14 protein-coding genes are annotated in these 15829 nt (G+C 59.3%); 8 read left to right on the top strand and 6 right to left on the bottom strand.

What is annotated here, in order from left to right; translation table 11 throughout:
• The first annotated feature begins 1 nt into the window (after position 1).
• Complete coding sequence (gene nudC, locus Q0V31_RS16665; protein ID WP_298189539.1) at positions 2-829, top strand: NAD(+) diphosphatase; 828 nt, start codon at positions 2-4, stop codon at positions 827-829.
• On the opposite strand, the gene Q0V31_RS16660 is transcribed toward nudC, so the two are convergent.
• Entirely contained in the window at positions 797-1582 is a 786-nt protein-coding gene (locus tag Q0V31_RS16660) for a TSUP family transporter (RefSeq protein WP_298189537.1), read from the bottom strand. The two genes, nudC and Q0V31_RS16660, sit on opposite strands and share 33 nt — an antisense overlap.
• A gap of 219 nt (positions 1583-1801) precedes the next feature.
• On the opposite strand from Q0V31_RS16660, the gene Q0V31_RS16655 reads away from it, so the two are divergent.
• The 5 genes from Q0V31_RS16655 (at position 1802) to guaD (ending at position 9149) form a co-directional block, all read left to right on the top strand.
• Complete coding sequence (locus Q0V31_RS16655) at positions 1802-2449, top strand: hypothetical protein (RefSeq protein WP_298189535.1); 648 nt, start codon at positions 1802-1804, stop codon at positions 2447-2449.
• 391 nt (positions 2450-2840) lie between these two features.
• A complete protein-coding gene (xdhA, locus tag Q0V31_RS16650; protein ID WP_298189533.1) occupies positions 2841-4280 on the top strand; it encodes a xanthine dehydrogenase small subunit in 1440 nt (479 codons plus the stop codon).
• Positions 4273-6669: a xanthine dehydrogenase molybdopterin binding subunit gene (gene xdhB / locus Q0V31_RS16645; RefSeq protein ID WP_298189531.1), complete on the top strand. Its 2397-nt coding sequence runs from the start codon at positions 4273-4275 to the stop codon at positions 6667-6669. The genes xdhA and xdhB overlap by 8 nt, the downstream gene beginning before the upstream one ends.
• 277 nt (positions 6670-6946) lie before the next feature.
• Positions 6947-7783, top strand: a complete 837-nt coding sequence (xdhC, locus tag Q0V31_RS16640) for a xanthine dehydrogenase accessory protein XdhC (protein WP_298189528.1) — start codon at positions 6947-6949, stop codon at positions 7781-7783.
• A gap of 61 nt (positions 7784-7844) precedes the next feature.
• Positions 7845-9149, top strand: a complete 1305-nt coding sequence (guaD, locus tag Q0V31_RS16635) for a guanine deaminase (protein ID WP_298189526.1) — start codon at positions 7845-7847, stop codon at positions 9147-9149.
• A gap of 95 nt (positions 9150-9244) precedes the next feature.
• On the opposite strand, the gene Q0V31_RS16630 is transcribed toward guaD, so the two are convergent.
• Complete coding sequence (locus Q0V31_RS16630; RefSeq protein ID WP_298189523.1) at positions 9245-9556, bottom strand: SCP2 sterol-binding domain-containing protein; 312 nt, start codon at positions 9554-9556, stop codon at positions 9245-9247.
• 58 nt (positions 9557-9614) lie between these two features.
• Positions 9615-10325 carry a histidine phosphatase family protein gene (locus Q0V31_RS16625; RefSeq protein WP_298189519.1) on the bottom strand — a complete coding sequence of 237 codons (711 nt, stop codon included), beginning with the start codon at positions 10323-10325 and terminating at the stop codon, positions 9615-9617.
• A gap of 211 nt (positions 10326-10536) precedes the next feature.
• Here Q0V31_RS16625 and sohB point away from each other — a divergent pair, with 211 nt between their 5' ends.
• Both sohB and Q0V31_RS16615 read left to right on the top strand, forming a co-directional pair.
• Positions 10537-11556: a protease SohB gene (gene sohB, locus Q0V31_RS16620; RefSeq protein WP_298189517.1), complete on the top strand. Its 1020-nt coding sequence runs from the start codon at positions 10537-10539 to the stop codon at positions 11554-11556.
• A 25-nt stretch (positions 11557-11581) separates the two neighbouring features.
• Complete coding sequence (locus Q0V31_RS16615; RefSeq protein WP_298189514.1) at positions 11582-12571, top strand: YhdH/YhfP family quinone oxidoreductase; 990 nt, start codon at positions 11582-11584, stop codon at positions 12569-12571.
• A gap of 56 nt (positions 12572-12627) precedes the next feature.
• Here Q0V31_RS16615 and Q0V31_RS16610 read toward each other — a convergent pair whose 3' ends face one another.
• From Q0V31_RS16610 to Q0V31_RS16600, 3 genes are all read right to left on the bottom strand, one after another.
• The gene (locus Q0V31_RS16610) at positions 12628-13125 is read right to left on the bottom strand and encodes a DUF934 domain-containing protein (protein ID WP_298189512.1); all 498 of its coding nucleotides are present in this window, start codon (positions 13123-13125) and stop codon (positions 12628-12630) included.
• Positions 13109-14767 carry a nitrite/sulfite reductase gene (locus Q0V31_RS16605; protein WP_298189509.1) on the bottom strand — a complete coding sequence of 553 codons (1659 nt, stop codon included), beginning with the start codon at positions 14765-14767 and terminating at the stop codon, positions 13109-13111. The genes Q0V31_RS16610 and Q0V31_RS16605 overlap by 17 nt, the downstream gene beginning before the upstream one ends.
• 442 nt (positions 14768-15209) lie before the next feature.
• On the bottom strand, positions 15210-15827 hold the full coding sequence (locus Q0V31_RS16600; protein ID WP_298189506.1) for a hypothetical protein: 618 nt from the start codon (positions 15825-15827) through the stop codon (positions 15210-15212).
• Positions 15828-15829: the final 2 nt, after the last annotated feature.

Below are 15829 nucleotides of genomic sequence, written 5' to 3'. Positions count from 1 at the left end.
TATGCAGCGCTGGCACGCCACTGTTCTTGATAGCCAGCAGCCAGGCGGCTGGGTTATCGCGCATTTTAAGCAGCACTTTCTCGCCGACAGCAGCGGTGTGCTGTTCCCTCGGGAGTGGTTGAAGAAACAAGACCTGCCGATTATCGCCGAGCATGGCCTGGGCCACTTTGATGGCGATGCGGTCTACCTGCTGGAACTGGATCAGCCTTTCGAGCTGCCCGGTTGTGCCTGGCAAAGCCTGCGTCAATTTATGCTGCAAGCTGATGACGACATCTTCAAGCTGCTCAGCTACGCCACGCAAATCGGCACATGGGCCAGCCAGCATCGCTTCTGTGGCAGCTGTGGTGGGGCGATGCAGCATGTCCCAGAGCAGCGGGCCATGCATTGCCTGCGTTGCGAGTTGCAGCACTACCCGCGGCTTTCACCCAGCATGATTGTGCTGGTTACGCGTGGTGATGAGATCCTCCTGGCGCGCTCGCCGCGTTTTGTGACGGGCATCTACAGCACCTTGGCAGGGTTTGTCGAAGCCGGCGAGTCGGTGGAGCATTGCGTGGCCCGTGAGGTGCGCGAAGAGGTCGGGCTTGAGATCAACAACTTGCAGTACCTGGGCAGTCAGGGCTGGCCTTTTCCGCATTCACTGATGCTGGGCTTTCATGCGCAATATGTTTCCGGCGATATCGTTATGCAGGTCGATGAAATCGAGGATGCGCAGTGGTTCAGCGTGCATGATCTGCCGCCCTTGCCGGCGCCACGCTCGATTGCGCGCTATCTGATCGATGTTTATGTCGCGCGTCGTTTAGGCCAGCCCGAACCAGTGCTGCCAGGCTAAGCGTACGGTCAAGCCAAGCACCACTAGGATGAACACCGGGCGGATAAACTTCGAGCCGCCTTTGATCGCCGTGCGTGCGCCGAGAAATGCCCCGACCATTAGCGCCAACCCCATGCACAGGCCTAGCAACCAAGCCACTTGCCCGCTGAAGATAAACACGCTGAGTGCGCATATATTGCTGACGAAGTTCATGCTGCGCGCCACGCCGCTGGCCTTGACCAGGTCAAGCGGGTAGAGCAGCAGGCTGCTGACCGTCCAGAACGCTCCCGTGCCAGGGCCGGCCACCCCATCATAGAAACCCAGGCTCAGGCTCTGTGGCCACTGCCGGCCCTTGGCGATCGGTGCTTCTGCGAGTAGCGGCGCTGCCGGGGTTTTGCCAAACAGCAGGTACAGACCGCAGGCAAAAACCACCACAGGCAGCATCTGGTTTAACCATGCCGAGGGCAACCATTGCGCCATGGCCGCGCCAAGCAGGGCGCCGACGGCTGTGCCGATCAAGGCATTGCGCCACTGGCGGGGATCAAACAATTTACGCCGGTAGAAGGTGTAACTGGCAGCGGCCGCGCCAAAGGTCGAGCTGAGCTTGTTGGTGCCAAGCGCCAGATGCGGCGGCAGGCCGGCAGTGAGCAGCGCGGGAATGGTCAGCAACCCGCCACCGCCGGCAATGGCATCGATAAAACCGGCAAAAAATGCGACCAGCGCGAGGATTGCCAACGTCGACAGGTCAACGCTGAGTTCGAACGGGAAAATCATGAAAAGTTACCGGGGGATTTTTAAGGTCATGTAGCGACGGCCAATGGGTAGTCGCCATAGAAATAGGCCACAGCGATTGTTAACGTCGCGCAGGGTGGTCACCATGGATGGCAGACCATAAAAACACGCTCTGCGTCTAATTGTACTGCGCACTTGCTGTTCGTCAGCCTGGCAGCTGCGCATAATGCCGACAATTTCAAACATAAGGAATGCACAGCGATGCAATACGATGGACTGGCATGGGCAACGGCGTTGTTGGCGTTGCTGGCCGCTTTTGTTGCGGTTCGCATTCTGTTCACTCGGCAGTGGTTTCTCGGTTGGTTGCGTGGCACCTGCGGCCTGGCATTTCTCGCTTTGGCCGTGCTGATTGGCGTTTTGGCCAACGATTTGCGCAGCTACGCCCCGATTGCCGAAGGCAAACCGCTAGCGACGCTGAGTTTCAAGGCTGATGGCCCGTTGTATCGGGTCAGTCTGTTGGAGGGTGGGCGTGAGCGTACGCTGACCATGGAGGGCGATCTGTGGCAGCTGGATGCACGCTTCCTGCAATGGAAGGGGCTGGCGGCGTTAATCGGCTTGCAGCCGGGTTATCGCCTGGAAAAACTCTCGGGGCGCTTCCTCTCCATTGAGCAGCAGAACCTGGCCCTGCACACCCGTGTCGAACTGGCGCGCAGTCCCTACGGCATTGATCTGTGGCGCTGGCTGCGATTGGGGCCGCATGACCTGTTTGTCTTCGACCCGCAGGCACGTCGGGTGACTTATTTACCGCTGGCTGATGAGGCGGTTTACAGCATCAACCTGACGCCCGCCGGCTTGCTGGCCGAGCCAATGAACCCGGCAGCCGAGCAAGCGCTGAAAGACTGGCAATAAAGCCTGCATAACAGGCAGCCGCCTAGCTCACGCCGTAACTCCAGAACCGCGCCGCGCCCTGCGTCGGCGCGCTGTTGTGTGGCGTTTCAGCGATATTTTTAAGCGTGTCTCCCTAAGTGCCGCGCACCTATCGCTGCACGTATTTATCCCTGCGCAGCTTCGCGCTTAGCGCAAAAAAAACAGCCCAAAATGCTGCGAGTCGCCGGGCATTTCTCGCTCATAACTGAATCGCATGACAGTCGACTGACCAAAGAGTCAGATATTTGTTGACCTCAAAGTCAGAAAACTCTAAATTTGCCCCATGCCAAGCCGTGTGGAAACGCTGTGCTGCCCTGTGCAGCTGTTTCAGCAGAGCCTGATACAAAAACAATAAAGAGCCTGGAGGTCGTCCTTGATCCAGTTTTTACTCAACCGGGAGCTGCGCACTGAGCACGCCCTCGATCCAAACGTCACCGTGCTCAACTACCTGCGTGAGCACTTAGGCAAGTCTGGAACCAAAGAAGGCTGCGCCTCTGGCGATTGCGGTGCCTGTACCGTGGTAGTCGGTGAATTGGACGGCGAGCGCGTGCGTTATCGCACCCTCAACTCCTGCCTGACCTTTGTATCCTCGTTGCACGGTAAACAACTGATCACGGTCGAAGACCTCAAGCACCAAGGCCAGCTGCACAGCGTGCAACAGGCCATGGTTGACTGTCATGGCTCGCAGTGCGGCTTCTGCACTCCGGGTTTCGTCATGTCGCTGTTCGCCCTGCAGAAAAACAGCAGCGGCTTCGACAAGGCCGAGACCATGGAAGCGCTGGCCGGCAACCTCTGCCGCTGCACCGGCTACCGGCCGATTATCGACGCCGCCCAGCAGGCTTGCTGCCAGAAGCAACCGGATCAGTTTGATGCTACCGAGGCGCAAACCATTGCCCAGCTGCAAAGCATTGCGCCGCGTGACACTGCCGAGCTCAACAGCGGCGACAAGCGCTGCCTGTTACCGCTGACCGTCGCCGACCTGGCCGACCTGTATGCCGCCAACCCGGAAGCGCGCCTGCTCGCCGGCGGCACCGACCTGGCCCTGGAAGTCACCCAGTTCCACCGCGAGTTGCCAGTGATGATCTACGTCGGCCATATCGAGTCGATGAAGCGCGTTGAAGTCAGCGCCGACAGTATCGAAATCGGCGCCGCCACCGCGCTGTCCGATTGCTACGCCGCGCTGGCTCAGGACTACCCGGACTTCGGCGAGCTGCTGCACCGCTTCGCCTCCCTGCAGATTCGTAACCAGGGCACTTTGGGCGGCAATATTGGTAACGCCTCGCCGATTGGCGATGCGCCGCCATTGTTGATCGCCCTTGGCGCACAGATCGTCTTGCGCCGAGGCGCTGAAAGCCGCAGCTTGCCGATTGAAGACTACTTCCTCGATTACAAGGTGACGGCACGCCAGGAAGCCGAATTTATCGAGAAGATCATCGTGCCGCGCCACCAGGCCAGCCAGGCGTTCCGCGCCTACAAGGTGTCCAAGCGCCTGGACGATGATATTTCAGCCGTGTGCGCCGCCTTCAACCTGGTGGTCGAAGAGGGCGTGGTGCAAAGCGCCCGCATCGCCTTTGGCGGCATGGCTGCTATCCCCAAACGTGCCGCCGCCTGTGAAGCTGCTCTGGTTGGTTGTGCTTGGTATCCAGAGGTGATCGAGCAAGCCTGCAAAGCGCTGGCCGCGGATTTCACCCCGCTGAGTGATTTCCGTGCCAGCAAGGAATACCGCCTGCTCATCGCGCAGAACCTGCTGCGTAAATTCTTCCTTGAGCTGCAGGCTCCAGAAGTCGAAACCCGGGTGACCGCTTATGTCTAACCATCACGTAGCCAAAAGCCAGGCCGAACTGGCCGAATTGTTCCGCGCCGACATCACCACCGGCGTTGGTCGCAGCGTTAAACACGATAGCGCCGACAAACACGTATCCGGTGAAGCCGTTTATGTTGACGACCGCCTGGAATTCCCCAATCAGCTGCACGTCTATGCACGCATGAGCGACCGCGCCCACGCCCGCATCCTTCGCATCGACACCGCACCGTGTTACGCCATTCCCGGCGTGACGATAGCGATTACCGCCGAGGATGTACCCGGCCAGCTGGATATCGGCCCGGTTGTCGCCGGTGACCCATTGCTGGCTGACGGTAAGGTCGAGTACATCGGTCAAGTGGTGCTCGCCGTCGGCGCTGACAGCCTGGAAACCGCACGCAAGGCGGCCATGGCCGCGATCATCGAATACGAAGACCTTGAGCCGGTATTGGACGTGGTCGATGCGCTGCGCAAAAAGCACTTCGTGCTCGACAGTCATCAGCACAAGATCGGTAACTCCAGCGCTGAACTCGCCAGCGCGCCGCGCCGCCTGCAAGGCAGCCTGCATATCGGCGGCCAGGAGCACTTCTACCTGGAAACCCAGATTTCCTCGGTGATGCCGACTGAGGATGGTGGCATGCTCGTCTACACCTCGACGCAGAACGCCACTGAAGTGCAGAAGCTGGTGGCTGAAGTGCTTGGCGTGCCGATGCACAAGATCGTCATCGACATGCGCCGCATGGGCGGCGGTTTCGGTGGCAAGGAAACCCAGGCCGCAGGTCCTGCGTGCCTGTGCGCGGTGATCGCGCACCTCACCGGCCGGCCGACCAAGATGCGCCTGCCGCGCGTCGAGGACATGCAGATCACCGGTAAGCGTCACCCGTTCTACGTCGAATACGACGTCGGCTTCGACGACAACGGCCTGCTGCATGGCATCGAAATCGAACTGGCCGGCAACTGCGGCTACTCGCCCGACCTGTCTGGCTCGATTGTCGACCGTGCGATGTTCCACTCCGACAACGCCTATTTCCTCGGTAACGCCACCATCAATGGTCACCGCTGCAAGACCAACACCGCCTCGAACACCGCTTACCGCGGCTTCGGCGGCCCGCAAGGGATGGTCGCTATCGAAGAGATCATGGATGCGATCGCCCGCAGCCTGGGCAAAGACCCGCTGGAAGTGCGCAAGACTAACTACTACGGCAAGACCGAGCGCAACGTCACTCACTACCACCAGACCGTCGAGCACAACGTCATCCACGAGATGACCGCCGAACTGGAGGCCAGCAGTGACTACGCCAAACGCCGTGAAGAAATCCGCGCGTTTAACGCCAAAAGCCCGGTATTGAAGAAAGGCCTGGCACTGACTCCGGTTAAATTCGGCATCAGCTTCACCGCCACCTTCCTCAACCAGGCCGGCGCGCTGATCCACATCTACACCGACGGTTCGATTCACCTGAACCACGGCGGCACCGAGATGGGCCAGGGCCTCAACACCAAGGTCGCGCAGATCGTTGCCGAAGTGTTGCAGGTGGATATCTCGCGTATCCAGATCACCGCCACCAACACCGACAAGGTGCCTAACACTTCTCCGACGGCAGCAAGCAGCGGTACTGACCTCAACGGTAAGGCCGCGCAGAACGCCGCCGAAACGCTGAAGCAGCGCTTGGTTGATTTTCTGGTGCGCGAATACAAGGTCACCCCGGAAGACGTCGAGTTCCGCAACAGCCAGGTGCGCGTGCGTGACTTCTTTCTGAGCTTCGAGGAAGTGATCCAGAAGGCCTATTTCGGTCAGGTCTCGCTTTCCAGTACGGGTTTCTACCGCACGCCGAAGATATTCTACGACCGTGACAAGGCTGCTGGTCGGCCGTTCTACTACTTCGCCTATGGCGCGGCGTGCGCCGAGGTGATCGTCGACACCCTGACCGGCGAGTACAAGATGCTGCGCACCGACATCCTGCACGACGTCGGTGCCTCGCTGAACCCGGCCATCGACATCGGTCAGGTCGAAGGTGCCTTCGTCCAGGGCATGGGTTGGCTGACCATGGAGGAGCTGGTGTGGAACGGCAAAGGTAAGCTGATGACCAGCGGCCCGGCCAGTTACAAGATCCCGGCCGTCGCCGACATGCCGCTGGACCTGCGCGTCAAGCTGGTGGAAAACCGCAAGAACCCGGAAGACACGGTGTTCCATTCCAAGGCCGTGGGAGAGCCGCCGTTTATGCTCGGCATTGCCGTGTGGTGTGCGATCAAGGATGCCGTGGCCAGCCTGGCGGACTACCGCGTACAGCCGAATATCGACGCGCCGGCCACGCCTGAGCGCGTGCTCTGGGGTGTGGAACAAATGAAGAAACTGCAGCAAAACGCCAAATCGGCCGCCGCTACAGAGATTGAACTGGCGTAACGCCAACCACCTTGGTGGATGTGCTGCGCGATATCCACCCTACAAACGGCCATGAAACTGCTGTGGGAGAGGCTTTAGCCGCGACGGTCGCCGCTGAAGCACCTCACACAGGCACAAGAACCACCGCCCGACGCAACAGGTGTACAACAATGACAAAACACACCGACGCAAAGACCCAACCGACTCTACCAGCGCCGGTTCCAATCTTGGATCCGTCGCCAAGCAACTGGCGCCTACCGCGCCCCGGACAACTGCCACCTACCTGGAGGCTGAGCAAATGAGCTGGATCAGCGCCCTCGCCGAACTGCAGCAGCAAGGTCAAGCTTGCGTGCTGGTGACCATCATCGAAGAGCGCGGCTCAACCCCGCGCAATGCCGGCTCGAAAATGGTGGTCACCGCTGAGCGTATTTTCGAGACCATCGGCGGTGGTCATCTGGAATACAAGGCGATGGAACTGGCCCGCGAAATGCTCGACAACCACAGCCAGGACACCCGCTTAGAGCGCTTCAGTCTCGGCGCCAGCCTCGGCCAGTGCTGTGGCGGCGCCACCGTGCTGCTGTTCGAACCCATGGGCCAACCGCAGGCGCAGATCGCCGTGTTCGGTGCGGGCCATGTCGGCCGAGCCCTGGTGCCGCTGCTGGCCAGCCTGCCGTGCAAGGTGCGCTGGATCGACTCGCGGGAAAATGAGTTTCCTGAGCAGATCCCGGCAAACGTGGAGAAAGTGGTCAATGAAGAGGTGGTCGACGAAATCGAGCGCATGCCCGCCGGCAGCTATTTTATTGTCATGACCCACAACCATCAGCTCGACCTGGAGTTGACGGCCGCAATTCTCAAGCGCAACGACTTCACCTATTACGGCTTGATCGGCTCGCAGACCAAGCGCGTCAAATTCGAACACCGCTTGCGTGATCGCGGTTTTGAGCCTGCGGTGGTGGCGCGCATGCGGTGCCCCATGGGCCTGGCCGAGGTCAAAGGCAAGCTGCCGGTGGAAATCGCCGTGTCCATCGCCGGCGAAGTGATCGCCACCTATAACGCCGCCTTTGGCCAAGAGAGCAAAAAGGGCCAGTCCAGCGTTGCCAAGCTGCTGCCCACCTCTCGCCGCAGTCAGGCCTGAATAGCGGCCCAGGCGCACGCGCGCCTGGGCAACCAAATCCATAGATTGAGATAAGCGTTACATGACTAGCCCAGTGAAAGCCTACCGCGCCGCCATCCTGCACAGCCTTGCCGATCCGGCCGTGGTGGGCATTGAGCACTCCTATGAATACTTCGAAGACGGCCTGCTGGTGATCGAAGACGGTCAGGTGGTTAATGTCGGCCCGGCGGCTGAGCTGTTGCCCACCCTCAAGGGCGTGGCGGTCACCGAGTACTGTGATGCGCTGATCACCCCTGGCTTTATCGACACCCATATTCACTACCCACAAACCGGAATGATCGCCTCTTACGGTGAGCAACTGTTGGATTGGCTGAATACCTACACCTTCCCCACAGAACAGCAGTTCGCCGACAAGGCCCATGCTGCGGACGTGGCGGGTATTTTCCTCAAGGAACTGCTGCGTAACGGCACCACCACCGCTCTGGTGTTCGGCAGCGTGCACAAGCAGTCGGTGGACGCCTTCTTCGAGGCCGCCGAGGCGTTAAACCTGCGCATGATTGCCGGCAAAGTGCTGATGGATCGCAACGCCCCGGACTATCTGACCGACACACCCGAATCCGGTTATGCCGACAGCAAAGAGCTGATCGAACGCTGGCACGGTAAAGGCCGCCTGCATTACGCCGTAACCCCGCGCTTTGCCCCAACCAGCACCCCGGAGCAACTGGCGTTGGCAGGCGAGCTGTTCGGCGAATACCCGGACCTGTATATGCACACCCACCTGTCCGAGAACCTTAAGGAAATCGACTGGGTCAAAGCGCTGTTTCCCGAGCGCAAGGGCTACCTGGATGTGTACGACCACTACAAGCTGATCGGCGCGCGCTCGGTATTCGCCCACGGCGTGCACCTGTGCGATGACGAGTGCAAGCGCCTGGCCGAAACCGGCTCGGCTGTGGCCTTCTGCCCGACGTCCAACCTGTTCCTCGGCAGCGGTTTGTTTGACCTGAACAAGCTGGAAGCGCATGGCGTACGCGTCGGCCTGGGTACCGATGTCGGTGCCGGTACCAGTTTCAGCCAACTGCAATCGTTGAACGAGGCGTACAAGGTGATGCAGTTGCAGGGCAAGAAACTCGACCCGTTCAAGTCGCTGTACCTGGCCACGCTGGGCGGTGCCCATGCGCTGTATCTGGACGATAAGCTGGGTAACTTCCTGCCCGGTAAAGACGCCGACTTCGTGGTGCTCGACTACAACGCCACGCCGCTGATCAGCTACCGCATGCAGCAAGCCAAGACGCTCGATGAGAAGCTGTTTGCCCTGACCATGCTCGGTGACGACCGTGCGATCAAGGAAACCTTCGCCGCGGGCCAGTCGGTACACCGCCGCGATTAAAACGTCACGCTACGTCAGCAGGTAAGTACTGCGCGCAATAAAAAAACCGGAGGCTAGGACTCCGGTTTTTATTTGAAGCGCTAGTGCTTTGTCGCTTAAACCGGGAACAGCTCGCTCAGCTTCATAGCCAGCATCATGTCGCCTTCGGCGCGCAGCTTGCCGGACATGAAGGCTTGCATGCCATCGGTTTCGCCGGTGGTGATGCCTTTCAGGGTTTCGGTATCCATGATCAGGGTCACGCTGGCGTTAGGGTTGTCACCTTGCTCAACGGCACAGGTGCCGTCTTTAACGATCAGAGCGTAGTTCTCGCCGTCTTCGATGTTGAACTGGAACACCAGATCCAGGCCGGCAGCGGCCGAGGCGTTGAATTTGGACTGCATGGTATTGACGATGTCTGCAACGCTCATGGTTTTTTCCTTTTCTCAGGTTTTTCTAGCGCCCGTAATGGGTGCAGTGGGCCGCAGCTCAGCGATAAGTGATGAGCTCCGGCGTCTTCAACAGCTGTAAATGCACATGGCTGTTGAAGGAAGCCAGGCTCACTTGGCTGCCGCGAAACTTCAGGCAGCTCAGTGAGGTATTAACAATTTGCCAGTTCAGCTCAAACGCTTGCGCAGGCGGTATGCCGGTAATCAAGTGGAGCAGGGCGGTGATGGTGCCGCCGGAGGTGAATACGGCGATGTTCTGTTTGCTCTCGGCCTGTGCCAGCAGGCGGGCAAGGCCGCCCTGGACCTGCTCGACAAAGCCTTGCCAGCTTTGCAGTTCCGGCTTGTCGTGCTCTCCGCAAATCCAGCGGCCAATCAGCTTGGCGAACAGGCGCTGAAATTCGGCGCGGTTATTCGCGCCATTACGCAGGATGTGCAGGGCTTCTGGTTCTTGATCAAGTATGTCCGGGAGCAGGCTGCGGATCACCGCGTCGGCATCAAATTCATTAAATGCCGCATCAGTTTCCAGCGTCGGTACCGCGATATCAGCCGCGCGCAGCTGCTGCAGGGCGCTGTTGGCCGTGTGTTGCTGACGACGCAGGCTGCCACTGACGCTGCGATCAAGGCGCGTGCCGAGTTGTGCGAGGTGCGCGCCGAGCACTTCGGCCTGGCGAACACCGATGGGCGATAGCACATCGTAGTCGTCGGCACCGAAGGAGGCTTGGCCATGTCTGATCAGGTAGATGCTGCCCACGTCCGCTCGATCCCGGTACGGTGAAAGTTTCGCGAGGGTATGGGGAAGCACAGGGGGCTGTCAACGTAAAAACATACGCTTGTTTGAATTGCATCGATGCGCTGAATGTCAACGCCTTGCTTGCTGGTCGCCAACCCATGGCCTCGGTATGCTTGCGGGTAACTCAGCGTTAACGACAAACGGGCGCTGTCATCGGGGCAAGGGGATAGACGTGGAGTTTTTTGCAGAGTACATCGGCTTTCTGGCTAAGACAGTGACCTTGGTTGTGGCCATTCTCGTCGTGCTGGTGACGATTGCCGCGCTACGCAGCAAGGGCCGCCAGAGCACTGGTCAACTGCAGGTGAACAAGCTCAATGACTTCTTCAAGCAGCTGCAGCAGCGTATGGAGCATGCGGTGCTCGATAAGGATCAGCTGAAAGCCGCCGGCAAAGCCGAAGCCAAGGCTGCCAAGCTGGAGAAGAAGGCTGGCATTCATAAGCCGCGGGTTTACGTGCTGGATTTTGCTGGCGATATCAAAGCCTCGGCCACCGACAGTTTGCGTCACGAGATCACGGCATTGCTGAGCATGGCAACCGCCCAGGATGAAGTGGTGCTGCGCCTGGAAAGCGGTGGCGGCATGGTGCACAGCTATGGTTTGGCGTCTTCACAGCTGGCACGGATTCGTCAGGCGGGTGTGCCATTGACCGTCTGCATAGACAAGGTGGCAGCCAGTGGCGGCTACATGATGGCGTGCATTGGCGAGAAGATTATTTCTGCGCCATTCGCCATCCTCGGTTCGATTGGTGTGGTGGCGCAGTTGCCTAACGTGCATCGTCTGTTGAAAAAGCATGACATCGACTTTGAAGTGCTCACCGCCGGTGAATACAAACGCACCCTGACGGTGTTTGGTGAGAACACCGAGAAGGGCCGGGAGAAGTTTCAGGAAGACCTGGAAATCACCCATGAACTGTTCAAGGGCTTTGTGGCGCGTTACCGGCCGCAGCTGGATATCGATCAGGTTGCTACAGGTGAAGTCTGGCTGGGCCTGGCTGCGCTGGAAAAGCAGCTGGTCGATGAGCTCAAGACCAGTGATGAATACCTGGCAGAGCGGGCGAAGAGCGCCGAGCTGTTTCATCTGCACTATGCCGAGAAGAAAACCCTGCAGGAGCGTGTTGGGCTGGCGGGTAGCATCGCGCTGGATCGTTTTGTGCTGAACTGGCTGAGCCGCTTGAGTCAGCAACGCTTCTGGTAATCGTACCGTCATACAGAGGAAGAACATGAGCAAGTTCAGTGCACTACAAGCCCGTGAAAATGTAGCGGGTGGTTTTGAGCAGGTGATTGTCCAGCGTGATATCGACGAGTTACCGGCCGGTGAGTTGCTGATTCGGGTCAAGTATTCCTCGCTCAACTACAAGGACGCCTTGTCGGCCAGTGGCAACCGCGGCGTAACCAAAAGTTTTCCGCACACCCCGGGCATTGATGCTGCTGGTGTGGTGGAAGCTTCCAGCGTGGCCGAGTTTGGCGCCGGCGATGAGGTCATCATCACGGGTTACGACCTCGGCATGAACACCTCAGGCGGCTTCGCCCAGTACATCCGTATCCCGGCGAGCTGGGCGTTGAAACGGCCCAAGGGTTTGTCGATGCGTGAGGCGATGATTTTGGGTACCGCCGGACTGACGGCCGCGCTCTGTGTGGACAAGCTTGAGCAGGCCGGACTGACGCCAGATGCTGGCACTGTGCTGGTGACTGGGGCCACTGGTGGCGTGGGCAGTGTGGCGGTGGCTTTGCTCACCACCCTGGGTTACCGCGTGGCGGCATCGACGGGCAAGGCGGAGCAGGGCGAGTACCTCAAGGCGCTAGGCGCACAGCAGATTGTGCTGCGCTCCGAGCTGCAGGACGGTAGCGATAAGCCGATGCTCAAAGAACAGTGGGCTGGCGCGGTGGACTGCGTAGGCGGGGACATCCTGTTTAACGTGGTCAAGTCGCTGCGCTATGGTGCCAGCGTTGCCTGTTGTGGCCTGACGGCTGGTGTGGGCTTCAAGGGCAGTGTGCTGCCGTTTATCCTGCGCGGGGTGAATCTGCTTGGGGTCGACTCGGTCGAGCTGCCGCTGGTGGTCAAGGCGTCAATGTGGGACAAGCTGTCGCTGCAGTGGAAGGTCAATCTCGATGCGTTGGTCAGCGAAGTGACGCTTGAGCAATTGCCAGAGGCGATTGCTCAGGTGCTGGCGGGCAAGCAGGTCGGGCGCGTGCTGGTCAACGTGGACTAAATGTCGCGGATATGAAAAGGCCCGGATCACCGGGCCTTTTACCTTGCATGCCTAGATCAGGCGCGGCGACGGAACAGCGGCAGTGGCTGGTCCGTGGAGGCCTGATAAACCTCGCTGAACTCCTCGAAGGCTTTCAAGGCATCCTGCGGGTCTTTGTCCTCACGCAGAGCAAAGGCATCGAAGCCCACGCGCAGGTAGGAGAACAGCTGGTCGCGCAGCACGTCGCCAATGGCGCGTACTTCACCGGTGTAACCGTAGCGGTTGCGCAACAGGTAGGCGGTGGAGCAGTGGCGGCCATCGGTGAAGGCTGGGAAATTCAGCGCGATCACCTGGAAGTTATCCAGCTGATCGGCGATTTCTTCGATTTCCTCACCCGCTTCCAGCCACACGCCCAGGCCGCCATCGCGGGCCTTGAGCGCCGTGCTGTGCTCGACCCACAGGCTCAGCGGCACAATCAGGTCGTCGCAGTTGGAAATGCCGTCCAGCGTGGCGTCCTTGGGCAACAGGTGCCAGCTTTCATCGACCAGCTGACCGTTCTTAATGATTCGCTGCATATACGCGCTCCTTGAACGGGGCGACACCGATACGGCGGAAGGTGTCGAGGAAACTCTCTTCTTCAGTGCGCTGCTCGACATAGACTTTGACGATCTTGTCGACTACGTCAGCCATGTCCGCTTCGGCGAAGGATGGGCCAAGAATCTGTGCCAGGCTGGCGTCACGACCGGCGCTGCCGCCGAGGGACACCTGATAGAACTCCTGACCTTTCTTGTCCACCCCAAGGATGCCGATGTGGCCGACGTGGTGGTGACCGCAGGCGTTCATGCAACCGGAGATGTTCAGGTCGATGTTGCCGATGTCGAATAGGTAGTCCAAGTCATCGAAACGGCGCTGAATGGCTTCGGCAATCGGGATTGACTTGGCGTTGGCCAGAGAGCAGAAGTCACCGCCCGGGCAGCAGATGATGTCGGTCAGCAGGCCGACGTTTGGCGTGGCAAAACCATGCTCACGCAGCTCGCCCCAGAGGCTGAACAGCTGCGCTTGCTCAACATCAGCCAGAATGATGTTCTGATTATGGCTGTTGCGCACTTCGCCAAAGCTGTAGCGATCGGCCAGGTCGGCAATGGCGTCAAACTGTTTGTCGGTCACATCACCCGGTGCCACGCCTGTTGGCTTGAGCGACAGGGTCACGGCGACATAGCCTGGCTGCTTATGGGCAAAGGTGTTGCGCTGACGCCAACGGGCAAACCCAGGGTGCTCGGCATCCAGTGCAGCAAGTGCGGCGTCCTGATCGTCGAGAGCCTTGTAGCTTGGGTCGATAAAGTGCGCGGCAACGCGCGCCACTTCAGCTTCGGTCAGGGTGCTCGGGCCGTCTTTCAGGTGCGCCCACTCGGCCTCAACGCGCTCGGCGAATACGTCAGGGGTGAGGGCCTTGACCAGAATCTTGATGCGCGCCTTGTACTTGTTATCACGACGGCCGTAGCGGTTGTACACACGCAGGATGGCGTCGAGGTAGCTGATCAGGTGCTGCCACGGCAAGAATTCGTTGATAAAGCTGCCGACGATCGGGGTACGGCCCAGGCCGCCGCCGACGGAGACACGGAAGCCCAACTCACCGGCCTCGTTCTGTACGGCTTCCAGGCCGATGTCGTGCACTTCGATCGCCGCGCGATCACTCACCGAGCCGTTGACCGCAATTTTGAACTTGCGCGGTAGGTGGGTGAATTCCGGGTGGAAGGTCGACCACTGGCGGATGATCTCGCACCAGGGGCGCGGGTCGATGATTTCATCCTTGGCTACACCGGCGAACTGGTCGGTGGTGGTGTTACGGATGCAGTTGCCGCTGGTCTGAATCGCGTGCATCTGCACGGTGGCCAGCTCGGCGAGAATATCGGGAACATCTTCGAGGTCCGGCCAGTTGAACTGCACGTTCTGGCGGGTGCTGATGTGCGCGTAGCCCTTGTCGTAGTCGCGGGCAATCTTGGCCATCATGCGCACTTGCGCGGATGACATCAGGCCGTACGGCACGGCAACGCGCAGCATCGGCGCAAAGCGCTGGATATACAGGCCATTTTGCAGGCGCAGCGGGCGGAATTCTTCGCCGCTCAGCTCGCCAGCCAGGTAACGGCGGGTTTGATCGCGATACTGCTTGACGCGGTCTTCGACGATTTTTTGGTCGTACTGGTCGTATACGTACATGTGGTGTCCTGTTATCAGGCTTTTTACAGCTAATCGGCGCGCACGGCCGCGCACTCCTGGCGGAGCTGGTGGAAGATACCAGCTCGGGGTTATGCGCAAAAGTGATGTTTGAGTATATGGAAAGAACTTAAAAGGATAAGGCGGTGGTTGAACATAGCGGTTCGGCTTGAGTAAGCGGGAGCGCTGGTCTTAACTGCAACAAGCGATTCACCCATAAACACAACAACAGGGGTAGTCCATGACCGAACATAGCGAACCGGATAACGCGGACAGTGTGGTAGATGCCAAGGCCATATTGGCCTTAATTGTGATTTTCGTCGCCAGCGTGGTGTTTTGGGTTAGCCAGCAGTAGAGCCCCCCAGCGCAGCCATTTGCCGTTTCTAACGACCAAGCGGGCCCTCGGTAACGAGGGCCCGCTTTTATCTGGAGACCCCAAAGCGATTTATTGGCAGTTGAGGCTGTCGGCCTGGCGATAGAGCATCAGCAGTTTGCGTGTGATGGTCTGTTGGATATCGTCGCATTCAAAGGCGGACAGCCGAGTCAGGCGGCTGACCTGTAGCCGGTGTAGGTGGATATAGGGCATCTGCTGATTAAATTCGCGCAAGTCGCCTTTTATCATGATCGGCAGGAAAATATCGCCGGCCTTTTTCTGGTTACTGATGATCTGCGCCAGCGCAGGTTTGAATGGCATCGTCTTCGGTTTAGGGCCACCTTCCTTGATCATGGTCGTCAGCAGTAATCCCGGCTTGTTTAGCACCACACCGGGCAGTATGCAGAGCCCGGTCTTGCGTATCGCCTGAGCGTCAATGCCGTGCAGGGTGTCATGGAAGGCGTAGGGGTTGGGCAGCACCACCATCTTGCGGCCCAGGTCACTGGGGAAGTGCAGGTCGTAGTTGGTGTACAGCTGGCGTGTCGACTCAGAGTAAACGCACAGGCGGTTCTCGAACAGCTTGATAAAGCGCTCGGCCAGCCCGCGCCGGGCAATGCTGTCCAGGTCCCAGATCAAGTCCTGATTCTGCGGTTTGGTTAGGTCGACTTCCTGGTGTTCCATGCTGCTCATGT

The organism is uncultured Pseudomonas sp. (genome assembly GCF_943846705.1).
Taxonomy (GTDB): domain Bacteria; phylum Pseudomonadota; class Gammaproteobacteria; order Pseudomonadales; family Pseudomonadaceae; genus Aquipseudomonas.
This window is presented reverse-complemented; position numbering and strand designations above follow the sequence as displayed.